General features: G+C 42.1%; 19 protein-coding genes. 11 read left to right on the top strand and 8 right to left on the bottom strand.

Annotated elements, in window-relative coordinates; genetic code table 11:
- Positions 1-40: 40 nt before the first annotated feature.
- From A7456_RS05275 to A7456_RS05255, 5 genes are all read right to left on the bottom strand, one after another.
- A complete protein-coding gene (locus A7456_RS05275; RefSeq protein ID WP_066891995.1) occupies positions 41-472 on the bottom strand; it encodes an ExbD/TolR family protein in 432 nt (143 codons plus the stop codon).
- Positions 473-484: 12 nt separating this feature from the next.
- Positions 485-1,192, bottom strand: coding sequence for a MotA/TolQ/ExbB proton channel family protein (locus tag A7456_RS05270; protein WP_082995453.1), 708 nt, complete (start codon positions 1,190-1,192; stop codon positions 485-487).
- 34 nt (positions 1,193-1,226) lie between these two features.
- Entirely contained in the window at positions 1,227-2,261 is a 1,035-nt protein-coding gene (locus tag A7456_RS05265; RefSeq protein WP_067008637.1) for a ParB/RepB/Spo0J family partition protein, read from the bottom strand.
- 310 nt (positions 2,262-2,571) lie between these two features.
- Positions 2,572-4,032, bottom strand: coding sequence for a phosphate acetyltransferase (gene pta / locus A7456_RS05260; RefSeq protein WP_067008288.1), 1,461 nt, complete (start codon positions 4,030-4,032; stop codon positions 2,572-2,574).
- Positions 4,033-4,141: 109 nt separating this feature from the next.
- Positions 4,142-5,329 carry an acetate/propionate family kinase gene (locus A7456_RS05255; RefSeq protein WP_066892001.1) on the bottom strand — a complete coding sequence of 396 codons (1,188 nt, stop codon included), beginning with the start codon at positions 5,327-5,329 and terminating at the stop codon, positions 4,142-4,144.
- A 397-nt stretch (positions 5,330-5,726) separates the two neighbouring features.
- Between A7456_RS05255 and A7456_RS05250 the strand changes: the two genes are divergently transcribed.
- The 3 genes from A7456_RS05250 to A7456_RS05240 all read left to right on the top strand — a co-directional run bounded on the left by A7456_RS05250 (position 5,727) and on the right by A7456_RS05240 (position 9,413).
- Positions 5,727-6,116: a CZB domain-containing protein gene (locus A7456_RS05250; RefSeq protein WP_065255427.1), complete on the top strand. Its 390-nt coding sequence runs from the start codon at positions 5,727-5,729 to the stop codon at positions 6,114-6,116.
- 316 nt (positions 6,117-6,432) lie between these two features.
- On the top strand, positions 6,433-8,658 hold the full coding sequence (locus A7456_RS05245; protein WP_067008285.1) for an NADP-dependent isocitrate dehydrogenase: 2,226 nt from the start codon (positions 6,433-6,435) through the stop codon (positions 8,656-8,658).
- A 149-nt stretch (positions 8,659-8,807) separates the two neighbouring features.
- Positions 8,808-9,413: a rhomboid family intramembrane serine protease gene (locus A7456_RS05240; protein WP_066892010.1), complete on the top strand. Its 606-nt coding sequence runs from the start codon at positions 8,808-8,810 to the stop codon at positions 9,411-9,413.
- A 196-nt stretch (positions 9,414-9,609) separates the two neighbouring features.
- Here A7456_RS05240 and exaC read toward each other — a convergent pair whose 3' ends face one another.
- Entirely contained in the window at positions 9,610-11,124 is a 1,515-nt protein-coding gene (exaC, locus tag A7456_RS05235; RefSeq protein ID WP_067008282.1) for an acetaldehyde dehydrogenase ExaC, read from the bottom strand.
- 307 nt (positions 11,125-11,431) lie between these two features.
- Here exaC and A7456_RS05230 point away from each other — a divergent pair, with 307 nt between their 5' ends.
- The 6 genes from A7456_RS05230 (at position 11,432) to A7456_RS05205 (ending at position 15,296) form a co-directional block, all read left to right on the top strand.
- Positions 11,432-11,950, top strand: coding sequence for a GbsR/MarR family transcriptional regulator (locus A7456_RS05230; protein WP_062501503.1), 519 nt, complete (start codon positions 11,432-11,434; stop codon positions 11,948-11,950).
- Between the two features lie 18 nt (positions 11,951-11,968).
- Positions 11,969-12,490: a hypothetical protein gene (locus A7456_RS05225; RefSeq protein ID WP_067008279.1), complete on the top strand. Its 522-nt coding sequence runs from the start codon at positions 11,969-11,971 to the stop codon at positions 12,488-12,490.
- A gap of 88 nt (positions 12,491-12,578) precedes the next feature.
- Positions 12,579-13,337 carry a fatty acid desaturase gene (locus tag A7456_RS05220; protein ID WP_227713293.1) on the top strand — a complete coding sequence of 253 codons (759 nt, stop codon included), beginning with the start codon at positions 12,579-12,581 and terminating at the stop codon, positions 13,335-13,337.
- Between the two features lie 38 nt (positions 13,338-13,375).
- Positions 13,376-13,774 (top strand): DoxX-like family protein, encoded by a 399-nt coding sequence (locus A7456_RS05215; protein WP_062500872.1) that lies wholly within the window; start codon positions 13,376-13,378, stop codon positions 13,772-13,774.
- 191 nt (positions 13,775-13,965) lie between these two features.
- On the top strand, positions 13,966-14,445 hold the full coding sequence (locus A7456_RS05210; RefSeq protein ID WP_062500874.1) for a DUF2269 family protein: 480 nt from the start codon (positions 13,966-13,968) through the stop codon (positions 14,443-14,445).
- A 5-nt stretch (positions 14,446-14,450) separates the two neighbouring features.
- On the top strand, positions 14,451-15,296 hold the full coding sequence (locus tag A7456_RS05205) for an NAD-dependent epimerase/dehydratase family protein (RefSeq protein ID WP_067008277.1): 846 nt from the start codon (positions 14,451-14,453) through the stop codon (positions 15,294-15,296).
- A gap of 148 nt (positions 15,297-15,444) precedes the next feature.
- Here the strand turns inward: A7456_RS05205 and A7456_RS05200 are convergent, their stop codons facing one another.
- Both A7456_RS05200 and A7456_RS05195 read right to left on the bottom strand, forming a co-directional pair.
- Positions 15,445-15,699 carry a hypothetical protein gene (locus tag A7456_RS05200; protein ID WP_062500878.1) on the bottom strand — a complete coding sequence of 85 codons (255 nt, stop codon included), beginning with the start codon at positions 15,697-15,699 and terminating at the stop codon, positions 15,445-15,447.
- Complete coding sequence (locus A7456_RS05195) at positions 15,696-16,178, bottom strand: hypothetical protein (protein ID WP_067008275.1); 483 nt, start codon at positions 16,176-16,178, stop codon at positions 15,696-15,698. The genes A7456_RS05200 and A7456_RS05195 overlap by 4 nt, the downstream gene beginning before the upstream one ends.
- A 321-nt stretch (positions 16,179-16,499) precedes the next feature.
- Between A7456_RS05195 and metK the strand changes: the two genes are divergently transcribed.
- Complete coding sequence (gene metK, locus A7456_RS05190) at positions 16,500-17,666, top strand: methionine adenosyltransferase (RefSeq protein WP_067008273.1); 1,167 nt, start codon at positions 16,500-16,502, stop codon at positions 17,664-17,666.
- 238 nt (positions 17,667-17,904) lie between these two features.
- Complete coding sequence (locus A7456_RS05185; protein WP_227713292.1) at positions 17,905-18,270, top strand: DUF3144 domain-containing protein; 366 nt, start codon at positions 17,905-17,907, stop codon at positions 18,268-18,270.
- Positions 18,271-18,415: the final 145 nt, after the last annotated feature.

Here is an 18,415-nt window from a genome sequence, read left to right as displayed (position 1 = left end):
CATTGCATTGCATAAATTACACGACTACCTAGCCATACAATTATTTGGCACCATGCTGTGGTACTGGCACAACGGTAGTAATGTTTAAGTTTAAAAAACCCATTTTGCCTGCCACATCCATAACACGCACTACCGCTTGGTGTGATGCTTGGGCATCGGCGGCGATGACAAAGAGTTGTTTTCGGTCGTTGCCTGCTTCTTTTTGAAGCATGTTAATAAGCTCAGCTTCGGTGCCAGATTCTAACGCCAACCCATTGACCAAATAAGTACCGTCTTTTTGTACCGCCACCTCTATTTGCTTGCCCTCATGGGTTACTGCCACGCCTTGGGCTTCGGGCAAGACGATATTAATGCGACTAAAATGGTTAAAGGTCGTCGCCATCAATAAAAAAACAATCAAGAACAACAAGCAATCAATCATGGGTGTCAGATTGATATCCAAAGGCTCAACGGTCGGTTTACGAAATCTCATGACAACACTCGGTTATGATGGCTCTTGGCTTTGTGTGCATTGGCTTTGTGTATAAGCGACAGGTTCACTGGCATAAACTTGACTCAATCCATGTTGTAGATTGTCCTTGATAAGTCCATAATCATACATCTCTTGGATGAGTAGTCCCGCTTCACTCTCAAATCTGGCGTTAATATCCACAATACGTCTTTGAAAATAGCGATACGCCATCAAGGCAGGAATGGCAACAAACATCCCCCCTGCTGTGGTAATCAATGCCTGAGAGACACCTCCTGCAAGCATGGCAGGATCTTGCATAGAGCCATCTGTTACCGCCAAAAATGAGATGATGATACCCAATACCGTTCCAAGCAGTCCCAAAAGTGGTGCAATCGCCCCAATTGTACCGAGCATGTTAATATTTTTCTCCAAGGCGTGAATCTGAACACTGGCACGGTTTTGCATATGCATGGTCATGCTGTCTAGTCCATACTGGCGATACAACAGCCCCGTTGCCAAAATATCACCCAATGGCGACTCACCTTTGATGACAAGTAGGGTATTTTTGGCAATATCACCCTTAGTACGTAACTGGCTAACGAGTTTCTCTCTAAGCCCACTCGGAGCAAGCAAACCCATGCGTAATACTTTACCACGCTCAATGATGATGACCGACGCCACAATAGAACATACAATGATTGGCAACATCAACCAACCGCCTGCTTTGACAAGCTCCCACATAATTTACACCGTTACTACAATTATTAATTAGACATCAAGACACTGCCACACCAAGCTGTGTCATCAGTTCACTTAGCTCATCATGGCTGTGAAAAAATATCTCCACACTGCCCTTACCGTCTTTACCTTGTTTTAGCTTGACCCTCGCCCCCAGTGCATCTGATAACCTTTGATTTAGGGCGATAATCTCACGGCTATTGATTGATACCGCCTTTGGCTTAGGGTGCAAAATGGATTTGACCAGTCTTTCCGCTTCACGTACCGTCATATCAGCATGGATGATTTTTTTGGCGATGATGGGCTGTTGGTCTTTGGATAAAGACAACAGTGTGCGGGCATGACCCATATCAAGCAAATTATCCATCATGAATGCTTTGACCTCATCGTGCAAGGCATTAAGACGCAATAAATTAGATACGGTCGTACGTGCCTTGCCCACGACATCGGCAATCATTGCATGACTCATGCCAAATTCGGTATGAAATCGCTCCAATGCCGCCGCCTGCTCTAACACCGTCAAATCTTCACGCTGAATGTTTTCAATCAGCGCCAAAGCAATCGCGACCTCATCTGAGAGTACACGCTCAATGGCGGGGATGGTATTAAGCCCTGCCAATCTGGCAGCTCGCCAACGTCTCTCCCCTGCGATAATCTCATGAGTGATGCCTTGTTCCTTACGCTCACCCTCCAACAAAGGGCGAATCACGATGGGTTGCATGACCCCATGCTGACGCACCGATTCGGCAAGCTCTTTTAAGGTCTCTTCTTTAATGTCTCGTCTGGGCTGATATTTACCCGATTGCAACCGAGCAGGAGCGATTTGAATGAGCGTAACCTGCTCACCATCTTGGGTAGGTAGATGATGGGTAGATTTGGGCGTGTTCAGTTTATCGGTATTTTTGTTGGTATTTTTATCGGTATTGGTTGTTTTGGGGTTGGTTGATTTTTGGGTAAAAGCAGGTGCCACTGTCGGCATGATGGCTTCTGCGGTCAAATCTCTTTCTCGTTTAATGTTGCCCATCAAGGCTTCTAAACCACGTTTTGTGCCAAGCCCACGCTTTTTTGTCATGCCCATCTACCCAGTATTTATCCAATGTTACAAAAATAACGAGCTATTTTAGCACAAATAATATCTTATGTTAAATGCTAAGTGTGCTTTTTGTCATAAAAATACCCAAAGTCATTTGGTATGACTGATGCCACAGCTTTATGTATCGTTTTATACACCATAAAAAATGGAAACACCCCAAAATTTTAACTTCTTTTGCAAAATTTTTCTTTTTAAAGGCAAAAATAAAGGCAGAATAAAGGCAAAAAGAGCGGAACAACCGCCCTTTTATGTGTTTTTTGTCTTAATAAGCTTAATAAACTTGACAAATTTAGACCGCTTGAATCGCTGTCAAAGCAATGGTATAAACAATGTCATCTACCAAACAGCCACGAGAGAGGTCATTGACAGGCTTATTAAGACCTTGTAGCATAGGGCCAACACTTATCACGCCTGCGGTACGTTGTACGGCTTTATAAGTGGTATTACCTGTGTTCAAATCAGGAAAAATAAACACATTGGCATCGCCTGCCACGTCAGAATTTGGTGCTTTTTGTTTGCCCACGCTTGGCACAGATGCTGCGTCAAATTGTAGTGGACCATCCACTTTTAGCTTGGGGGCTTTTTCACGAACAATCTCTAACGCACCTTTGACTGTATCCACATCAGGGCCTGAACCTGAATTCATGGTAGAGTAGCTAATCAAGGCAACTTTGGGGTCAATACCAAATGCCTTGGCAGACTCTGCCGACTGAATGGCAATCTCAGCGAGTTGTTCTGCTGTTGGGTTGGGGTTTACCGCACAGTCGCCATAGACGACCACTTGCTCGGGCAGTAGCATAAAGAACACGCTAGATACTAGGCTATACTCTGGGGCGGTCTTGATAAGCTGGAACGCTGGGCGAATGGTGTCAGCCGTGGTGTGTACCGCACCTGAAACCAAACCATCCACATCACCCACTTGTAACATCATCGTGCCTAGGTAGACGGTATCTTGCAGGGCTTGTCTTGCTCCTGCTTCATCAAGTTTGCCCTTACGGCGTTCTACCATGGGGGCGACATATTTTTCAATGACACCAGTCGGTTCAATAATCTCAATATCATCAGGCAAGGTAACACCACGCTCGTCTGCCACCGCACGAATCTTGGCAGGGTCGCCCAAAAGCACACACTGGGCAATACGACGATTTTGGCAAATTACCGCCGCTTCAATGGTGCGTGGCTCATCACCCTCTGGCAATACAATGCGTTTTTTGGCATTTTGGGCAAGACGAACCACTTGATTGCGAAAGGCATAAGGTGATAGCTTTTGGGTGCGTTCGGACGTTTTGTAATTGTCAAATGCACCGCCATCAATCTCAGATAAATGACCACCTTTGTCAGTACGTGCTACCACTTGCACCTTACCTGACAGCTCTGCTGTGCCAATGATACCCCAAATACGTTCACCTTTGATACCGCCAAATACAGATGCAAATACAGGCAGGCGTATGTCATTATCACCCACCAAAATCACATCTGCATCAAAACCTGTTGCCAGTTCACGGTTGACACGGTTGGCATAGGGGCGACTCTCATCGGCAAGCACACCCACCACCACACTCACAGGAGCAGACTGTTCGGCAATGACAGTTTCTAGGAGGTCATCAAGGTTATTATCGCTGATGGCATTTACCAATTCATCATGGCTTGGTATGGCGACAATTGTACCATCGGTCAAATCTGCAACATTTTGAGCCACGGTTTGCATGTTGATTTGGCTTGTGGTAGGGATAAGTAATAATGTTTTCATAAGTTACCTTTTTGGTTATCTTTTTATCAATTTATCAATCAGTCATCAATCAAATTTTAAAGAAAAGTCAGACCCAAATCTGACTTTTATTATTTGTTTTTGTTGTTTTTTATAGTCCCAACACCGCACGAGACTCGCTCATGATTTGAAACTCTTCATCGGTTGGGATGACCCACAACTGAACAGCAGAATCCTTGGCATGAAAACTGCCCTCCGCTCCACGGAACAGCTCAGCATTCTTATCGGCATCAATTTGTACGCCCAAATGTTTTAGGTAACCGACAATCTTAGCACGCATGTCTGCACCATTTTCACCAACGCCACCTGTAAAAGCAATGCCTGTCAATACTGGCAAGCCTGCGGTCAAGCTAAGCAGATATTTGGCAACACGGTAAGCAAACATATCAAGGGCAAGCGTGGCATCAGTATTACCCTCTTTGTCAGCTTGTTCTAACAAACGCATGTCGTTAGAGATACCAGAGACCCCCAAAAGACCGCTCTTTTTGTTTAGCAAAGTGTCAATCTCTTGGATAGACAGCCCCAAAGTACGGTGCAAATGCAGATGAATGCTTGGGTCAATATCACCTGAACGAGTACCCATCATCAAACCCTCTAACGGAGTTAGACCCATTGATGTGTCAAGGCTTTGACCATCATATACCGCTGTCGCTGAACAGCCATTACCCAGATGAGCCACAAGCCAACCTGTTTTACCCTCTTGACCGCTTAACGCATTGGCACGGTTTGAGACGTAATTATGCGATGTGCCGTGAAAGCCATAACGGCGGATTTGGTGCTTAGTGTATAACTCTTTGGGGATGGCATAGCGGTAAGCATGGTCAGGCATGGTTTGGTGAAATGCTGTATCAAAAATCGCCACCTGAGGCAAGTTAGGATAAATGGCGTTAATCGCTTTGATGCCAGCAGCATTGGCAGGGTTGTGCAGTGGAGCAAGGTTTGCCAGCTCTTCAATGGTCGCCAATACCTCAGGGGTAATGACGGTCGCTGATTTGAATTTGTCGCCACCGTGCACCACACGATGACCCACCGCCACAGGCTTATGCTCAGCAATCAGCTCGCCTAGGATAATTTGCAAGGCTTCGGTATGAGCCCCTGAATTTGGGATATCAATCTCCACTTTTGAACCGTCTAGGTTTTTGTGTTTGATGCGAGCATCAGCATTACCCAAAGCTTCGGCAAGACCTTCAATACGACTGTTACCATCTTCGCCAATCAAGGCATATTTGATGGATGATGAGCCACAATTTAATACTAAGGTGGGGTTGGTTAGGGACATGGATTTTCCTATGAAAATAAAAAAGATACGGCGGTAATTATAACACACAAAATTAACTTTGACAAAAGGCATGAACCAACCAAAACATGGCTTATCATCAAGCCTAAGCACAAAACTCACAGACAAAGGACGCTCCCACAAATCAACACCCAAAAAGCGTCATCCATCAATTTTATAAATCCCACCAACCATACGGTATAAATGCAGACCATGATTTGTAAACCATGATTTGTAAACACAAAACAGAATTTTTTAACCATAGAATATTGACCCCCCCCCCTTAATTTGATAAAATAACAAAGGTTTGTTAATTCTTTTTACTTTGAGTAAAATTTTATTAATAAATATTGACAAATCAAGCAAATCAACCTTGTTATTTTAATTAGGACATTTATCCATGAGTAATCCCAATACAACCATTCAACCTCTAGATTTTAGTGCAGCATTAAAAGCTCATGCAGACTGGAAAGGAAAATTAAGAGAAGCCATTGGTAATGAAGAGACCTTAGATGAAGCCAAAGTGTCTCGTGATGATTTATGTGTCTTAGGTGTTTGGCTTCATGATGAAGCTAACGTAAACGCCTTGACTGGTCTTGAAAGTTATCACCACTGCAAACAAAAACATGCAGAATTTCACAAAGAAATCGGTAAAGTAGCAAAAGAAATCAATAGAAAAAATTTTGACAAAGCCAAAGAAATGATTGGTTCAGGTTCACAATATTCTGAAATCAGTACTGACATTGCACTGTCATTACACCAGTTGAAAAAAGATGCCAGCACCTCTTAAAATGCTTTTTAAATAAATCCCCAAAAACCACGAGTGTCATGACATATGTGATGCTTGTGGTTTAAAATTATGGACAATCTAAAAAGTACGCTAAAAAGCTCTATAAAATCCGTAAAGTGGACTAAGTCTGACATTAGCAAGCGTTTTTCATCGGACAAGGCTTTCAAAAAAGTTAGGAAAATTGGTAAAAATATGGCATAATAAGTACAAGTTTTGGGTTATATGCGAATGATTGCACCCAAAATTAGACCCAAAATAAAACATCCACTTGCAAAGCGAACTTGCACTCACCATCCATGACGAACTCGGAGTTTTTATGTCAAAACCAACCATTGTCTACACCTATACCGATGAAGCCCCAGCCCTTGCCACGCACTCTTTACTGCCAATCATTCAGGCCTTTACCAAAAGCTCAGGCATTGACATTACCACCAGCGACATCTCTTTGGCAAGCCGTATCTTATCTCAATTCCCCGAATTTTTAAAAGAAGAGCAACGCCAACCTGACGCACTTGCCAAACTTGGCAAACTCGTTACCCAGCCACACGCCAACGTCATCAAACTGCCCAACATCTCAGCATCCATGCCTCAGCTTTTGGCAACCATCAAAGAACTACAAGATGATGGCTATGGTGTGCCTGACTATCCTACCAACCCCAAAGATGACAAAGAGCGTGATATTCAAGCTCGTTATGATCGCATCAAAGGTTCAGCGGTCAATCCTGTTTTGCGTGAAGGTAACTCCGACCGCCGTGCACCCAAAGCAGTCAAAAACTTTGCCAAAAAACACCCACACAGCATGGGAGCATGGTCAGCTGACAGCAAAACCCATGTCGCCACCATGAACGGTCATGATTTTTTTGCCAATGAAAAATCGGTCATCATGCCACATGCTACCACTGTCTCCATCATTTTTACCGACAAAAATGGCAACAGCAAAGCACTACGCAAGCCACTGACTCTAAAAGCGGGCGAAATCCTAGATGCCACTTTTATGAGCAAAAAGGCCTTGGTTGATTTTTTAGATGAACAAGTCAAAGATGCCAAAGAAAAAGGCGTACTATACAGCCTACACATGAAAGCTACCATGATGAAAGTCTCAGACCCCATCATCTTTGGTCATGCGGTCAAATCATTTTTTAAGCCTGTCTTTGATAAATATGGCAAAGAACTTCATGATATTGGGGTGAATGTCAATAACGGTTTTGGTAACTTACTTGCCAACCTTGATAAGCTAGATGCCAACACCAAAACAAAGATAGAAGCCCTAATCGCCGACACCTATGCCAATAATCCTGATGTTGCAATGGTAGACAGTGATAAAGGCATTACCAATCTGCATGTTCCCAGCGACGTTATCATTGACGCCTCCATCCCTGCCATGGTGCGTGCATCAGGTCAAATGTGGAACAAGGACGGTAAACAGCAAGACACCAAAATCATCATCCCTGACAGCACTTATGCACCACTGTACCACGCCACCGTTGAGTTTTGTAAGGCAAATGGTGCGTTTGACCCTACAACCATGGGTACTGTGCCAAATGTTGGTCTGATGGCTCAAAAAGCAGAAGAATACGGCTCGCATGATAAGACCTTTGAGATTGAAGCGGACGGCAAAGTAGAGGTCATTGATGAAAATGACAACATACTGTTATCACACAATGTAGAAGAGGGCGACATTTGGCGTGCCTGTCAAACCAAAGATGCTCCCATCAAAGACTGGGTCAGTTTGGCGGTCAAACGTGCCAGACTCTCTAAGATGCCTGCGGTGTTTTGGCTGGACGAAAACCGTGCTCATGATGCCAATATTATCAAAAAAGTCAACACCTATCTTGATGAACTTAATACCGATGGACTACAAATCCACATCATGCCATTGGTTGAAGCCACCAACTTCACGTTAAATCGCCTAAAAAACGGTGAAGATACCATCAGCGTAACGGGTAACGTCATGCGTGATTATCTAACCGACCTATTCCCCATTTTAGAACTTGGTACCTCTGCCAAAATGCTCTCTATTGTGCCACTTATGAATGGCGGTGGCATGTTTGAAACAGGTGCAGGCGGTTCTGCCCCCAAACATGTTCAGCAGTTTAACAAAGAAAACTATCTACGCTGGGACAGCTTGGGTGAGTTCTTGGCATTAGCGGTATCACTTGAACATCTTGCTGAACGTGAAAACAACACCAAAGCCCAAATTTTAGCAACCACCCTAGACAAGGCAACCGAAGCGTTGCTTATGAATGATAAGTCGCCACAACGTAAACTTGGCTCTATTGACAACCGTGGCAGTCATTTTTATCTTGCCAAATACTGGGCCACAGCACTTGCCACACAAGATGAGGACAAAGACTTGGCTGATGAGTTCGCTCCCATCGCCAAAGCATTGGACGAACAAGAAATAACCATCGTAAATGAGCTAAACGGTGTGCAAGGGCAGGCGGTTGAGACCGAGGGTTATTACTTTGCCAACCGTGAGTTGCTTGATAAAGCCATGCGTCCGAGTGCAACCTTTAACAGCATCATCGCCAAATTAGGCTAACTTAGATGCCCTGATATTAACCCTGATATTAAAAATGCCATCCCAGTGATGGCATTTTTATTTGTCATAAAGACATTCATGATACTTGCACCTTTGTGTGGATTTGATATACTGACATCATTTTCTCATCATTATCAGCGTTACTTATCATGAATCATACCACCGTCATCATCATTATTACTGTCGCTGTCAGTCTTATGGCCTGGCAAAACAAAACTTTTCTCGGCAGGCTCGTCTTTGACCCCATCTGTATCGCTCGCCATAAACAATATGACCGTTTTTTGACCAGTGGTTTTGTCCATGGTGATGGCATGCACCTGCTTTTTAACATGATTACGCTGTACTTTTTTGGGCGAACCATGGAGCGGTTTTATATCCATGAGCTAGGAGCATTAGGTTTTGTGGGTTTTTATGTGCTTGCCATCATTGCATCAAGTATCCCTGACTATATTCGCCATAAAAACAACCCACGCTTTACCAGCCTTGGGGCATCAGGCGGTGTATCAGCCATACTGTTCGCCTTCATTCTGCTTGCACCATGGCAGGTCATTTATCTGTTCTTTATACCCATTCCTGCCATTATTTTTGCCATTGGTTATGTCGGTTATAGCATTTGGGCAGACAGACGTGGCACAGGACGGATTAACCACCTTGCTCATTTATCAGGAGCGGCGTTTGGCGTGATTGCCACCATCATCATCAAACCTACCATCATACTACATTTTATAAATGCCCTGTTAAGCCCTACTTTTTAGAGATGATTTAACTCAATGCCCAAATGGCACACATATCAACATGATAATAAGACCACAAGATTGCTCTGATGTGCTTGGGTACAGTGAGTGCATCAAAATCATGAACCACATTTTGGGCCGTTATTTTAAAATAAAAACAGACAATACATATTGTCTGTTTTTTAAAGGTAAAGGCAGTTACATTAAAGGCTAAAAATTAAAAAAGTCCGGCTGTCTTGGGTGAATAGCTCACCAACAGGTTTTTGGTTTGCTGATAATGGCTTAACATCATCTTGTGGTTTTCACGCCCAATCCCTGATTTTTTGTAGCCACCAAAGGCAGCGTGGGCAGGATAGATGTGATAGCAGTTTGTCCACACACGTCCTGCCTGTATCGCACGCCCTGCACGATAAGCGGTCGTGCCATCACGAGACCACACGCCTGCACCCAAGCCGTACATGGTATCATTGGCAATTTGCATAGCTTCATCAAAGTCCTTAAAGGTCGTAACGGTCAAGACAGGGCCAAAGATTTCATCACGGAACACCTGCATTTCATTAGTACCCTTAAATACAGTCGGCTCAATATAAAATCCACCATCTTCGTTCTCTTTACGCTCACCGCCACCTGTTAGTAGCTCTGCCCCTTCTTTTTGACCGATGTCGATGTATTTTAGGATTTTGTCCTGCTGTTCTTGGCTTGCCTGAGCCCCAATCATCGTCTCGGTATCAAGCGGATGTCCTGTTTTGATGTTTTTGACTCGGTCAATGGCACGCTTGATAAACTCATCGGCGATACTCTCATGCACCAACGCACGAGACGGACAAGTGCAGACTTCGCCTTGGTTTAGGGCGAACATGGCAAAGCCCTCCAACGCCTTATCCAAAAACTCATCGTCCTTATCCATAACATCGGCAAAGAACACATTGGGCGATTTACCCCCTAATTCTAAGGTAACAGGAATGATATTTTCAGTTGCATACTGCATGATCTTCTGACCCACCTCGGTTGAACCTGTAAAGGCGATTTTGCTAATGCGTGGATTTGTGGCAAGTGGTTTGCCCACTTTTAAGCCATCACCATTGACAACATTTAGCACACCTTTTGGTAAAATATCCTCGATGAGTTCAATGAGTACAAGAATGCTCACAGGTGTCTGCTCGGCAGGTTTTAGCACGATACAGTTGCCCGCTGCCAATGCAGGGGCGATTTTCCACGCTGCCATGAGAATGGGAAAGTTCCAAGGAATGATTTGCCCAACCACACCCAGTGGTTCGTGATAATGATAAGCAACCGTATCATGGTCAATCTCACTGACGCCACCCTCTTGGACTCTGATACAACCTGCAAAATAACGAAAATGGTCAATGGCAAGTGGAATGTCCGCCTCCAACGTCTCACGCACAGGTTTGCCATTCTCCCACGTCTCAGCAACAGCAAGCAGCTCTAAATGTTCATCCAAACGGTCAGCGATTTTTAATAAAACATTGCTTCGTTCCATGGGCGATGTCTTAGCCCAAGCATCTTTGGCTTTGTGGGCAGCGTCTAGGGCAAGCTCAACATCTTCGCTTGTAGAATCTGCTACTTTGGTGAACACTTTACCGTCCACAGGTGAAATGTCATCAAAATACTCGCCTTTGACAGGGGCAACCCATTCGCCACCGATGAAGTTTTCGTATTGGGATTTGAAATTGACTTTTGAGCCGTCTGTATTGGGATTGGCGTAACGCATAGAGATTTCCTTATGTTGGTTAAAGTTGGTTAAAGTGAATGATACTGCCTTGTGGTACATACCACACACAGCAAAGAGCGATATGTACAGTTGTAAATTAGCTTAAATTCTCTCAAATTGCAAGGGCGAAATGTTATGAGATTGTAAATTGCTAAGCTATCATGAATAAATAAGAAAGCTATCATGGACAAAGGCAGATTTTGCCGACTTTAAAAATTTTAACCGCATGGTAAATTTTTAAATTTCAGTATTGACAGAAATTATAAAAACTTCTAAAATATCCAAAAACGTTAAAAAGGCAACTATCATGAAACTCTCCCCCACCACCGAAAAATTTGTCCTGCATTGGGGCGAAATGGGCAGTAAATGGGGCGTAAACCGCACAGTCGCCCAAATCCACGCCCTACTATTCATCACGGCAAAGCCGATGAATGCCGAACAAATCGTAGATACGCTCGGGGTCGCCCGCTCCAACGTCTCAAACAGCATTAAGGAACTGCAAAGCCTAAATCTTGTGCAGACCACGCACATATTAGGCGACAGACGGGATTATTTTACCACCAATAGCGATGTATGGACGCTCGCTCGGGTCATCGTAGAAGAACGCTACAAAAGAGAGCTTGCCCCTACCGTGCAGTTTTTAGATGAACTCATGAATACGCCTGAATTTGAACTGGAAAATGAAGGGGTCAAACAACGCATTAAGGATACGCACGGCTTTGTGGATACGCTCACCACTTGGGCAAATGAAATGCTAAAACTCTCTACAACGACACTCAATAAAATCCTAAAACTTGGGGCAACGGTGCAAAAATTTTTGAAATAAAAATAAGCGAGCAATAAAATGGCAACCAAAAAAGAAATCCTAGCTTATGCCAAACAACATGGCTTTATTTATCCAAAAGAAAAGGTGATTTTATTATTTATCTTGTTGGGTGGTGCGGTAGGTGGTTTTGTTTTCTTATTATTAACGAAACTATGGGAATTATTAATATCAATTCTTGGAAATTCAAGTAGTACCATTGATTATTTTCAAAGTTTTATTTTTTCATTTGGACTAATCCCACTCTTTCTATTTTTTGGAACATTATTTGGTTTTATTCCTGCTTTATTGACAGGCATTTATTTATCCATAAAAGAATTTATTATCATTGAGGCGAAAGATTATGGATTTTTGTTTTTAATTGGTAGTTTATCCGTGTTATTTTCTATCACCATCTTAATCATCATAACTGACCCAAATCCATTTATCTTTGATTTTAATGATACTATAATAACCATATTATTAGCTATCATTGGCGGAATATCAGCGATGATTTTTGGTAAATTATTTTTACCAAAACTACCAAAGAACTTTGATAAATAGGACAGCAAAATGAAAAAAACCCAATTATCTAAAACAAGTCCAATGGCAAGATTTACGCCATTTGACATTTTGGCAAAAGGTTTATAACGTGGCATTGCCCTATCCTTTTTTGCTTGTATCTTGGTATTTGGTTCATCAGTCGCATTATGCGTTTGCATTTATCTGCTCGGTATTTTTTGTGATTACTGCCTATCGGCAAGGTCATGATTTATTTCATCAGGCATTAGGCATTCATCGCCATTTGGCAACGGCATTATTATTCATCATCAGTTTATTGTCATTTAGCAGTTTGCATAGCATGAAATACAGTCATCTATTTCATCATTACAAGCCATTAAGTGATGATGATACCGAAGATTATTTGGCTCATCAAACATGGTATCAAGCACTGCTTGGGGGATTATTATTTCGTGTGCGGATTTATCGGCATGGCTATCATCTCGCCCTAAAACATTTTAAACCAAAAATCATCATTGAAAGCCTGTGTATTTTATTATTATCATTTTGTGCTTTTTATTATCAATCTGCCTTATTGCTGTATCAATTTGCTGTGATGTTTTTTATTAACGCAAGTTCAGGATTGATTGCGGTATGGGGTTTACATCATGATTGTGATGAAATTGGACGCACCGAGCGAAATCCGATTGTTAATGCCCTGACCTTTAATTTATTTTATCATGCCGAACATCATTTATTCCCTGCTGTTCCTACGGACAATTTACCAAAATTGGCAAAACGTTTGGATAAAGTCGCCCCACACTTTAGCAAAAATAGCGTGGTGCCGACATTGCAAGACATATTTGGCAATAAAAATGACACTTGCCCCATTCGGCAATTATTTGCTTAAATTAAAATCAACGCTACTGATTAAATCAAAGGCATTTTATGAAAATACCCAACTATATCTATCACGCCCTTGCCTTATTATGGTTATATAGTGGCGTTATCCCGATAGTTTTTAATCATTCATCATCGCTTGATTTATTGCATGGCATGGGATTTTATGGCGTGATTGTTGATGTGTTATTTATCGGAGCCAGTGGCATTGATGTGATGTTTGCCCTATTTATCATGACTAAATACCGCACGCATTATCTGCTTTGGCTTAGCCAAATCATTGTCATCATTGGCTATAATACATTGATTTTAACACTTTTACCAAAATCATTGCTGATAGAGCAATTATTACACCCCTTTGGTAGTATGATAAAAACTCTACCTATTTTGGCAATCGTGATATTTTTATATGAGTATCACAAACCCAAAATACACTCTACAAAATGAAAAAGTACTACGGTTTCTGTTCTTGGTGAGCCTGTCGAACCATGACGGAAACTTATCCGCAGGCATAGCTCGGGGTGAACGGTTTCCGTAGTAAAATTCAATTTTGTTAGCTGTAAGATAGGGCGTGCCTAATATTTTTTTATTAACTTATTTCTGTTTTTACAGAAATTATGGTAAACCAAGGAAAAACCATGAGCGACTTTACCCTATATCAACTCATCAAAACCTTGCATATCTTATCCGCCATGATAATTTTAGGCACAGGTTTTGGTACAGCGTTTTATCTGTTCGTAACCAATCGCAGTGGCTGTGTCCCTGCCCAATCAGTCGTCAGCCATTGGGTGTGTCGGGCGGATTTTTGGTTTACGACCCCTGCGGTGTTTTTTCAGTTTTTCTCGGGGCTGTGGCTCATGAACGCCCTAAATATGCCGTTTTCTGCCACTTGGATTTGGGCGAGCCTTGTGCTGTTTTTCTTTACGGGGGCGTGCTGGCTTCCTGTGGTCGTGTGGCAACTAAAAATGCGAGACATCGCCAAACAGTCGCACGACAATGGCGACACCGCCCTACCCCAATCCTATTGGGACTATGCCAGAAAATGGGAATTGGCAGGTTATCCTGCGTTTTTGGCGGTATTGGGGATTGTGTTTTTAATGGTATTTAAGCCGATGTGATAACCATGAACATTTTATTATTCGGTCATACAGGATTTATTGGCAAAAAGATTGATAATTTATTAAGTCAAAATCCCTTATATCACATCAAATCCCTATCATCAAAAACGCTTGATTTTAATTATCCAACCATACCGCCCGATTTATTTGATGATATTGATGTGGTGATTAACGCTGTTGGCGTGATGAGTGATGATACCGCCTTTATGGAAAATACTCATCATCATACGCCTGTTTACCTTGCCACTATCGCCAAACAAAATGGCGTAAAGCATTGGCTAAATCTCTCAGCACTCGGAGCGGACAAGCATTCGCCCATTGCCTTCGTGGGCAGTAAAGGGCGTGGCGATAAGGCGTTATTGGCATTGGCAGATGATGATTTTAGGGTAACTGTCATTCGTCCGTCTTTGGTGTTTGGGCAAGGCGGAGCAAGTACCGAGCTGTTTTTAAGACTTGCCAAATTACCGATTTGGGTTTTGCCTAATGGCGGTCATTTTATCATACAGCCCATTCATGTTGATGATGTGGCGTTGGGGTTTTTACATCTTTTATCTTTTCAAACATCTTTACAAAAAAGTGGTGTTGTTAATATGGCAAGCTCGCCCATTTTATTAACAGATTATTTAAAAATACTGGCAACTAATTTTTATCAAAAACAGCCTGTTTTTATCATCAATATCCCTGTATATTTTGCTAAATTATTTTTAAAAATAATTTATCCAATATGTAAAAATACGTTGTTTTCTATGGATAATTTAACATTATTAGAAAATAGTCAAATGGTTGATGAAAATGATTTTATCAATTTATTAGGCAAAAATACACGCAGTTATCAGGATTTTATGTTTTAATTTTAAAAATAATCCATGACAATCCCAAAATAAAAGTAGATACCAACAATCCCGATATAAACATCAGCATAAAACCTTTAAAATAAGGCGTATAATAAAACCCTGTTATCATCGTTAAAATTTTTATCGCCAATAAAGCCACCACAAATTATGTAAGAATACTAAATTGTATTAAAATCCTACCCATAACCATATCATGCAATATCAGGCTAAATGTTGGATAATGTGCTAAGGCATATTTATCTATCATCACATAAATAGGCACAAATACCAATACGCCCAATATCAAACTTAATGTCTCTAGCCAATTACTAAAATAACCCCCAAAAGCACTCAAAAATAAAAACCCAACGATTGCATTGGAGCATACCAGACCTGTCCATTTTAGCCAAATATTATTCATCTTTTAGCCCCATTATTTTTTAAATAATCACCAAACGTCATCATTGCCATAATTACCGCCGTCAATATCGCCACCACAACGGATAATAACCCACCTGTTACCACCGTCAAGAAAAACGCTCCAAAAAATCCTATGTTCGTTGGGTGAGTACTTATATTAAAACCCATAATACCGCCAACCAATTCAAATGCTATCCCACCTGCAAATATATCCACAATCATTATAAATTGCATCAACGCCCGAATAAGCACGCTAATCCATAAAGATTTTCTAAGGTGTTCATACTGATAATCCAACGCATATTTATCCAAAAATACATAGATTGGCACAAATACCCAAATACCAAAAAAGATACCTATATTATACGTCCATGATTTAAGATCCAAAAAACCACCAAGAAACAACCCAAGAATAGCATTTAACCATACCAATGCCGTCCATTTTGACCAAAGCTCAGTCATGTCATATTTTTGTGTCATAGTATGCCTTTTTGTGTTGATAAAATTGGTAGTATTATAATCACTTGCTCTTTGTATGATTGTGAAAAAATCATGGAAAAATAATGAAAAATAACAACGACTGCAAAATTTTTCATGGTTTGCCAAATTTTTTTCATCTATTTTTTTACATTTATCTGCCAAAATGGGGTATAATTTTCCGCCAAATATCTATGTAAAATCCAGATATTCTCGCCTTACGATGTAGAGTTTTGCTCATTCTGTCAAGCCTAGATTTACGTTGTAAATGATGAAAAGCCACCAGAATGTCGTAAGTTTTTTAATCTATTTAAGTGATTTTTTATGAATTATCAATTATTTACATCAGAGTCCGTTTCCGAAGGACACCCTGATAAAATGGCAGACCAAATCTCAGATGCCATACTTGATGAGATTTTGACCCAAGACAAGGACGCTCGTGTGGCATGTGAGAGCTTGACCAAAACAGGGGCTGTGGTACTGGCAGGAGAGATTACAACCCATGCCAACATTGACGTGGAAGCAATCGTCCGCCGTACGGTCAATAAAATCGGCTATAACCATAGCGATTTGGGCTTTGACGGGGCAAGCTGTGCGGTCATCAACATGATTGGCAATCAGTCGCCCGAGATTGCCCAAGGCGTGGACAGACAACGCCCCGAAGACCAAGGGGCAGGCGACCAAGGGTTGATGTTTGGCTATGCGTGCGTTGAGACAGACGTACTCATGCCTGCTCCCATTCAGCTCTCACACCGCCTAATGGAACGCCAAGCCGAACTGCGTAAAAACGGCACGCTCTCATGGCTACGCCCAGACGCTAAGGCACAGGTAAGCCTACGCTATGATGACAATCATCGCCCATTGGCGGTAGATGCGTTGGTGCTGTCCACTCAGCACGACCCCGAGATTAGCCAAGCTGACCTGCATGAAGCGGTCATGGAAGAGATTATCAAACAAGTCATTCCTGCCGAACTGCTCCACGCTGGCACAAAATACCATATTAACCCAACAGGTAAATTCGTCATCGGAGGGCCTGTGGGAGATGCTGGTCTGACTGGACGTAAAATTATCGTGGACACCTACGGCGGTATGGCTCGTCATGGGGGCGGTGCGTTTAGCGGAAAAGACCCGTCCAAAGTTGACCGTTCGGCTGCCTATGCAGGGCGTTATGTCGCCAAAAACATCGTGGCGGCAGGGCTTGCCGACCGCATTGAAGTGCAAGTGTCCTATGCCATTGGCGTGGCAGAGCCGACTTCTATCTCGGTCAATACCTTTAATACAGGCAAGGTGTCTAATGATGAGATTATCCGCCTTATCCGCACCCATTTTGACCTACGCCCCTACGGCATCACTCGTATGCTGGACTTGCTACAACCGATGTATCAAATCACGGCAAGTTACGGGCATTTTGGGCGACATGGTACGGACAATGCCTTTACTTGGGAAAAGACCGATAAAGTAGAGGCGATTATGGCGGATACAAATTGGTAATTTATCAAAATCATGCTAATATTAGAGCCAGTTTTTGACTGGCTTTTGTTAATTTGGCATCATTGGGCAAGCATGTTTAAATTTGGATGTTTATCCAAAATCAAACATTCACCATTGAACAAAGGATTTGACCCAACCAATGTGCCTAAATGACCAATGAACCAACCGTTAATTTTATCCACTCATCAATCTTATCATCTTAGTTCTTATCATCAATCTTAGTTTAATGGAAAAATCTATGTCAAATCTTAATGAACAAATGACCAATAACACCGCCGAACTCCCCCAAAATGCCAACGCTTTTTTTGAACGGGCGGACAGTGTCATTACGCTTGCCAACAGCCAATTATCACCAAACTCTCACGCAGGGCAAGTGGCAGCATCTTTGAGTTATGCCGCCGCTCGTTTTGCGGTGTCGGCGGCAAGCATTGGTTTTGTCAAGGGGTCGGATTTTACCAAAGAAAAAGCGGACATCATCGCCTTTTATACTGAGCAATACCAAAAAATGCTTAGCGATAATATTGATGATTATGCTGAGAATTTTGAGAAATATACAGGACTAAAAACAACCACTCAAAATCCATCAGATCAGAACAAGAAATGATAAGATAAGCAGAAAACGCCAAATTTACCCAGATTTACCTTTGGGTAGATTTGGATTTTAATCATTAACAATCCATCCAACCTTTGATTGGATGGATTTGATTGGATGGATTTGATTGGATGGATTTTATCCTAACAAGGTTAAA

The sequence above is a fragment of the Moraxella nonliquefaciens genome (genome assembly GCF_001679005.1).
Lineage (GTDB): Bacteria > Pseudomonadota > Gammaproteobacteria > Pseudomonadales > Moraxellaceae > Moraxella > Moraxella nonliquefaciens.
This window is presented reverse-complemented; position numbering and strand designations above follow the sequence as displayed.

What these genes read in the sequence shown, in the direction of transcription:
- A7456_RS05270 (WP_082995453.1), bottom strand. Translation starts at nt 1,192, where the DNA reads ATGTGGGAGCTTGTCAAAGCAGGCGGTTGGTTGATGTTGCCAATCATT.
- A7456_RS05215 (WP_062500872.1), top strand. Translation starts at nt 13,376, where the DNA reads ATGAAAATACCCAACTATATCTATCACGCCCTTGCCTTATTATGGTTA.
- A7456_RS05195 (WP_067008275.1), bottom strand. Translation starts at nt 16,178, where the DNA reads ATGACACAAAAATATGACATGACTGAGCTTTGGTCAAAATGGACGGCA.
- A7456_RS05275 (WP_066891995.1), bottom strand. Translation starts at nt 472, where the DNA reads ATGAGATTTCGTAAACCGACCGTTGAGCCTTTGGATATCAATCTGACA.
- A7456_RS05200 (WP_062500878.1), bottom strand. Translation starts at nt 15,699, where the DNA reads ATGAATAATATTTGGCTAAAATGGACAGGTCTGGTATGCTCCAATGCA.
- pta (WP_067008288.1), bottom strand. Translation starts at nt 4,032, where the DNA reads ATGAAAACATTATTACTTATCCCTACCACAAGCCAAATCAACATGCAA.
- A7456_RS05250 (WP_065255427.1), top strand. Translation starts at nt 5,727, where the DNA reads ATGAGTAATCCCAATACAACCATTCAACCTCTAGATTTTAGTGCAGCA.
- metK (WP_067008273.1), top strand. Translation starts at nt 16,500, where the DNA reads ATGAATTATCAATTATTTACATCAGAGTCCGTTTCCGAAGGACACCCT.
- A7456_RS05205 (WP_067008277.1), top strand. Translation starts at nt 14,451, where the DNA reads ATGAACATTTTATTATTCGGTCATACAGGATTTATTGGCAAAAAGATT.
- A7456_RS05245 (WP_067008285.1), top strand. Translation starts at nt 6,433, where the DNA reads ATGTCAAAACCAACCATTGTCTACACCTATACCGATGAAGCCCCAGCC.
- A7456_RS05185 (WP_227713292.1), top strand. Translation starts at nt 17,905, where the DNA reads ATGTCAAATCTTAATGAACAAATGACCAATAACACCGCCGAACTCCCC.
- exaC (WP_067008282.1), bottom strand. Translation starts at nt 11,124, where the DNA reads ATGCGTTACGCCAATCCCAATACAGACGGCTCAAAAGTCAATTTCAAA.
- A7456_RS05230 (WP_062501503.1), top strand. Translation starts at nt 11,432, where the DNA reads ATGAAACTCTCCCCCACCACCGAAAAATTTGTCCTGCATTGGGGCGAA.
- A7456_RS05210 (WP_062500874.1), top strand. Translation starts at nt 13,966, where the DNA reads ATGAGCGACTTTACCCTATATCAACTCATCAAAACCTTGCATATCTTA.
- A7456_RS05265 (WP_067008637.1), bottom strand. Translation starts at nt 2,261, where the DNA reads ATGACAAAAAAGCGTGGGCTTGGCACAAAACGTGGTTTAGAAGCCTTG.
- A7456_RS05225 (WP_067008279.1), top strand. Translation starts at nt 11,969, where the DNA reads ATGGCAACCAAAAAAGAAATCCTAGCTTATGCCAAACAACATGGCTTT.
- A7456_RS05240 (WP_066892010.1), top strand. Translation starts at nt 8,808, where the DNA reads ATGAATCATACCACCGTCATCATCATTATTACTGTCGCTGTCAGTCTT.
- A7456_RS05255 (WP_066892001.1), bottom strand. Translation starts at nt 5,329, where the DNA reads ATGTCCCTAACCAACCCCACCTTAGTATTAAATTGTGGCTCATCATCC.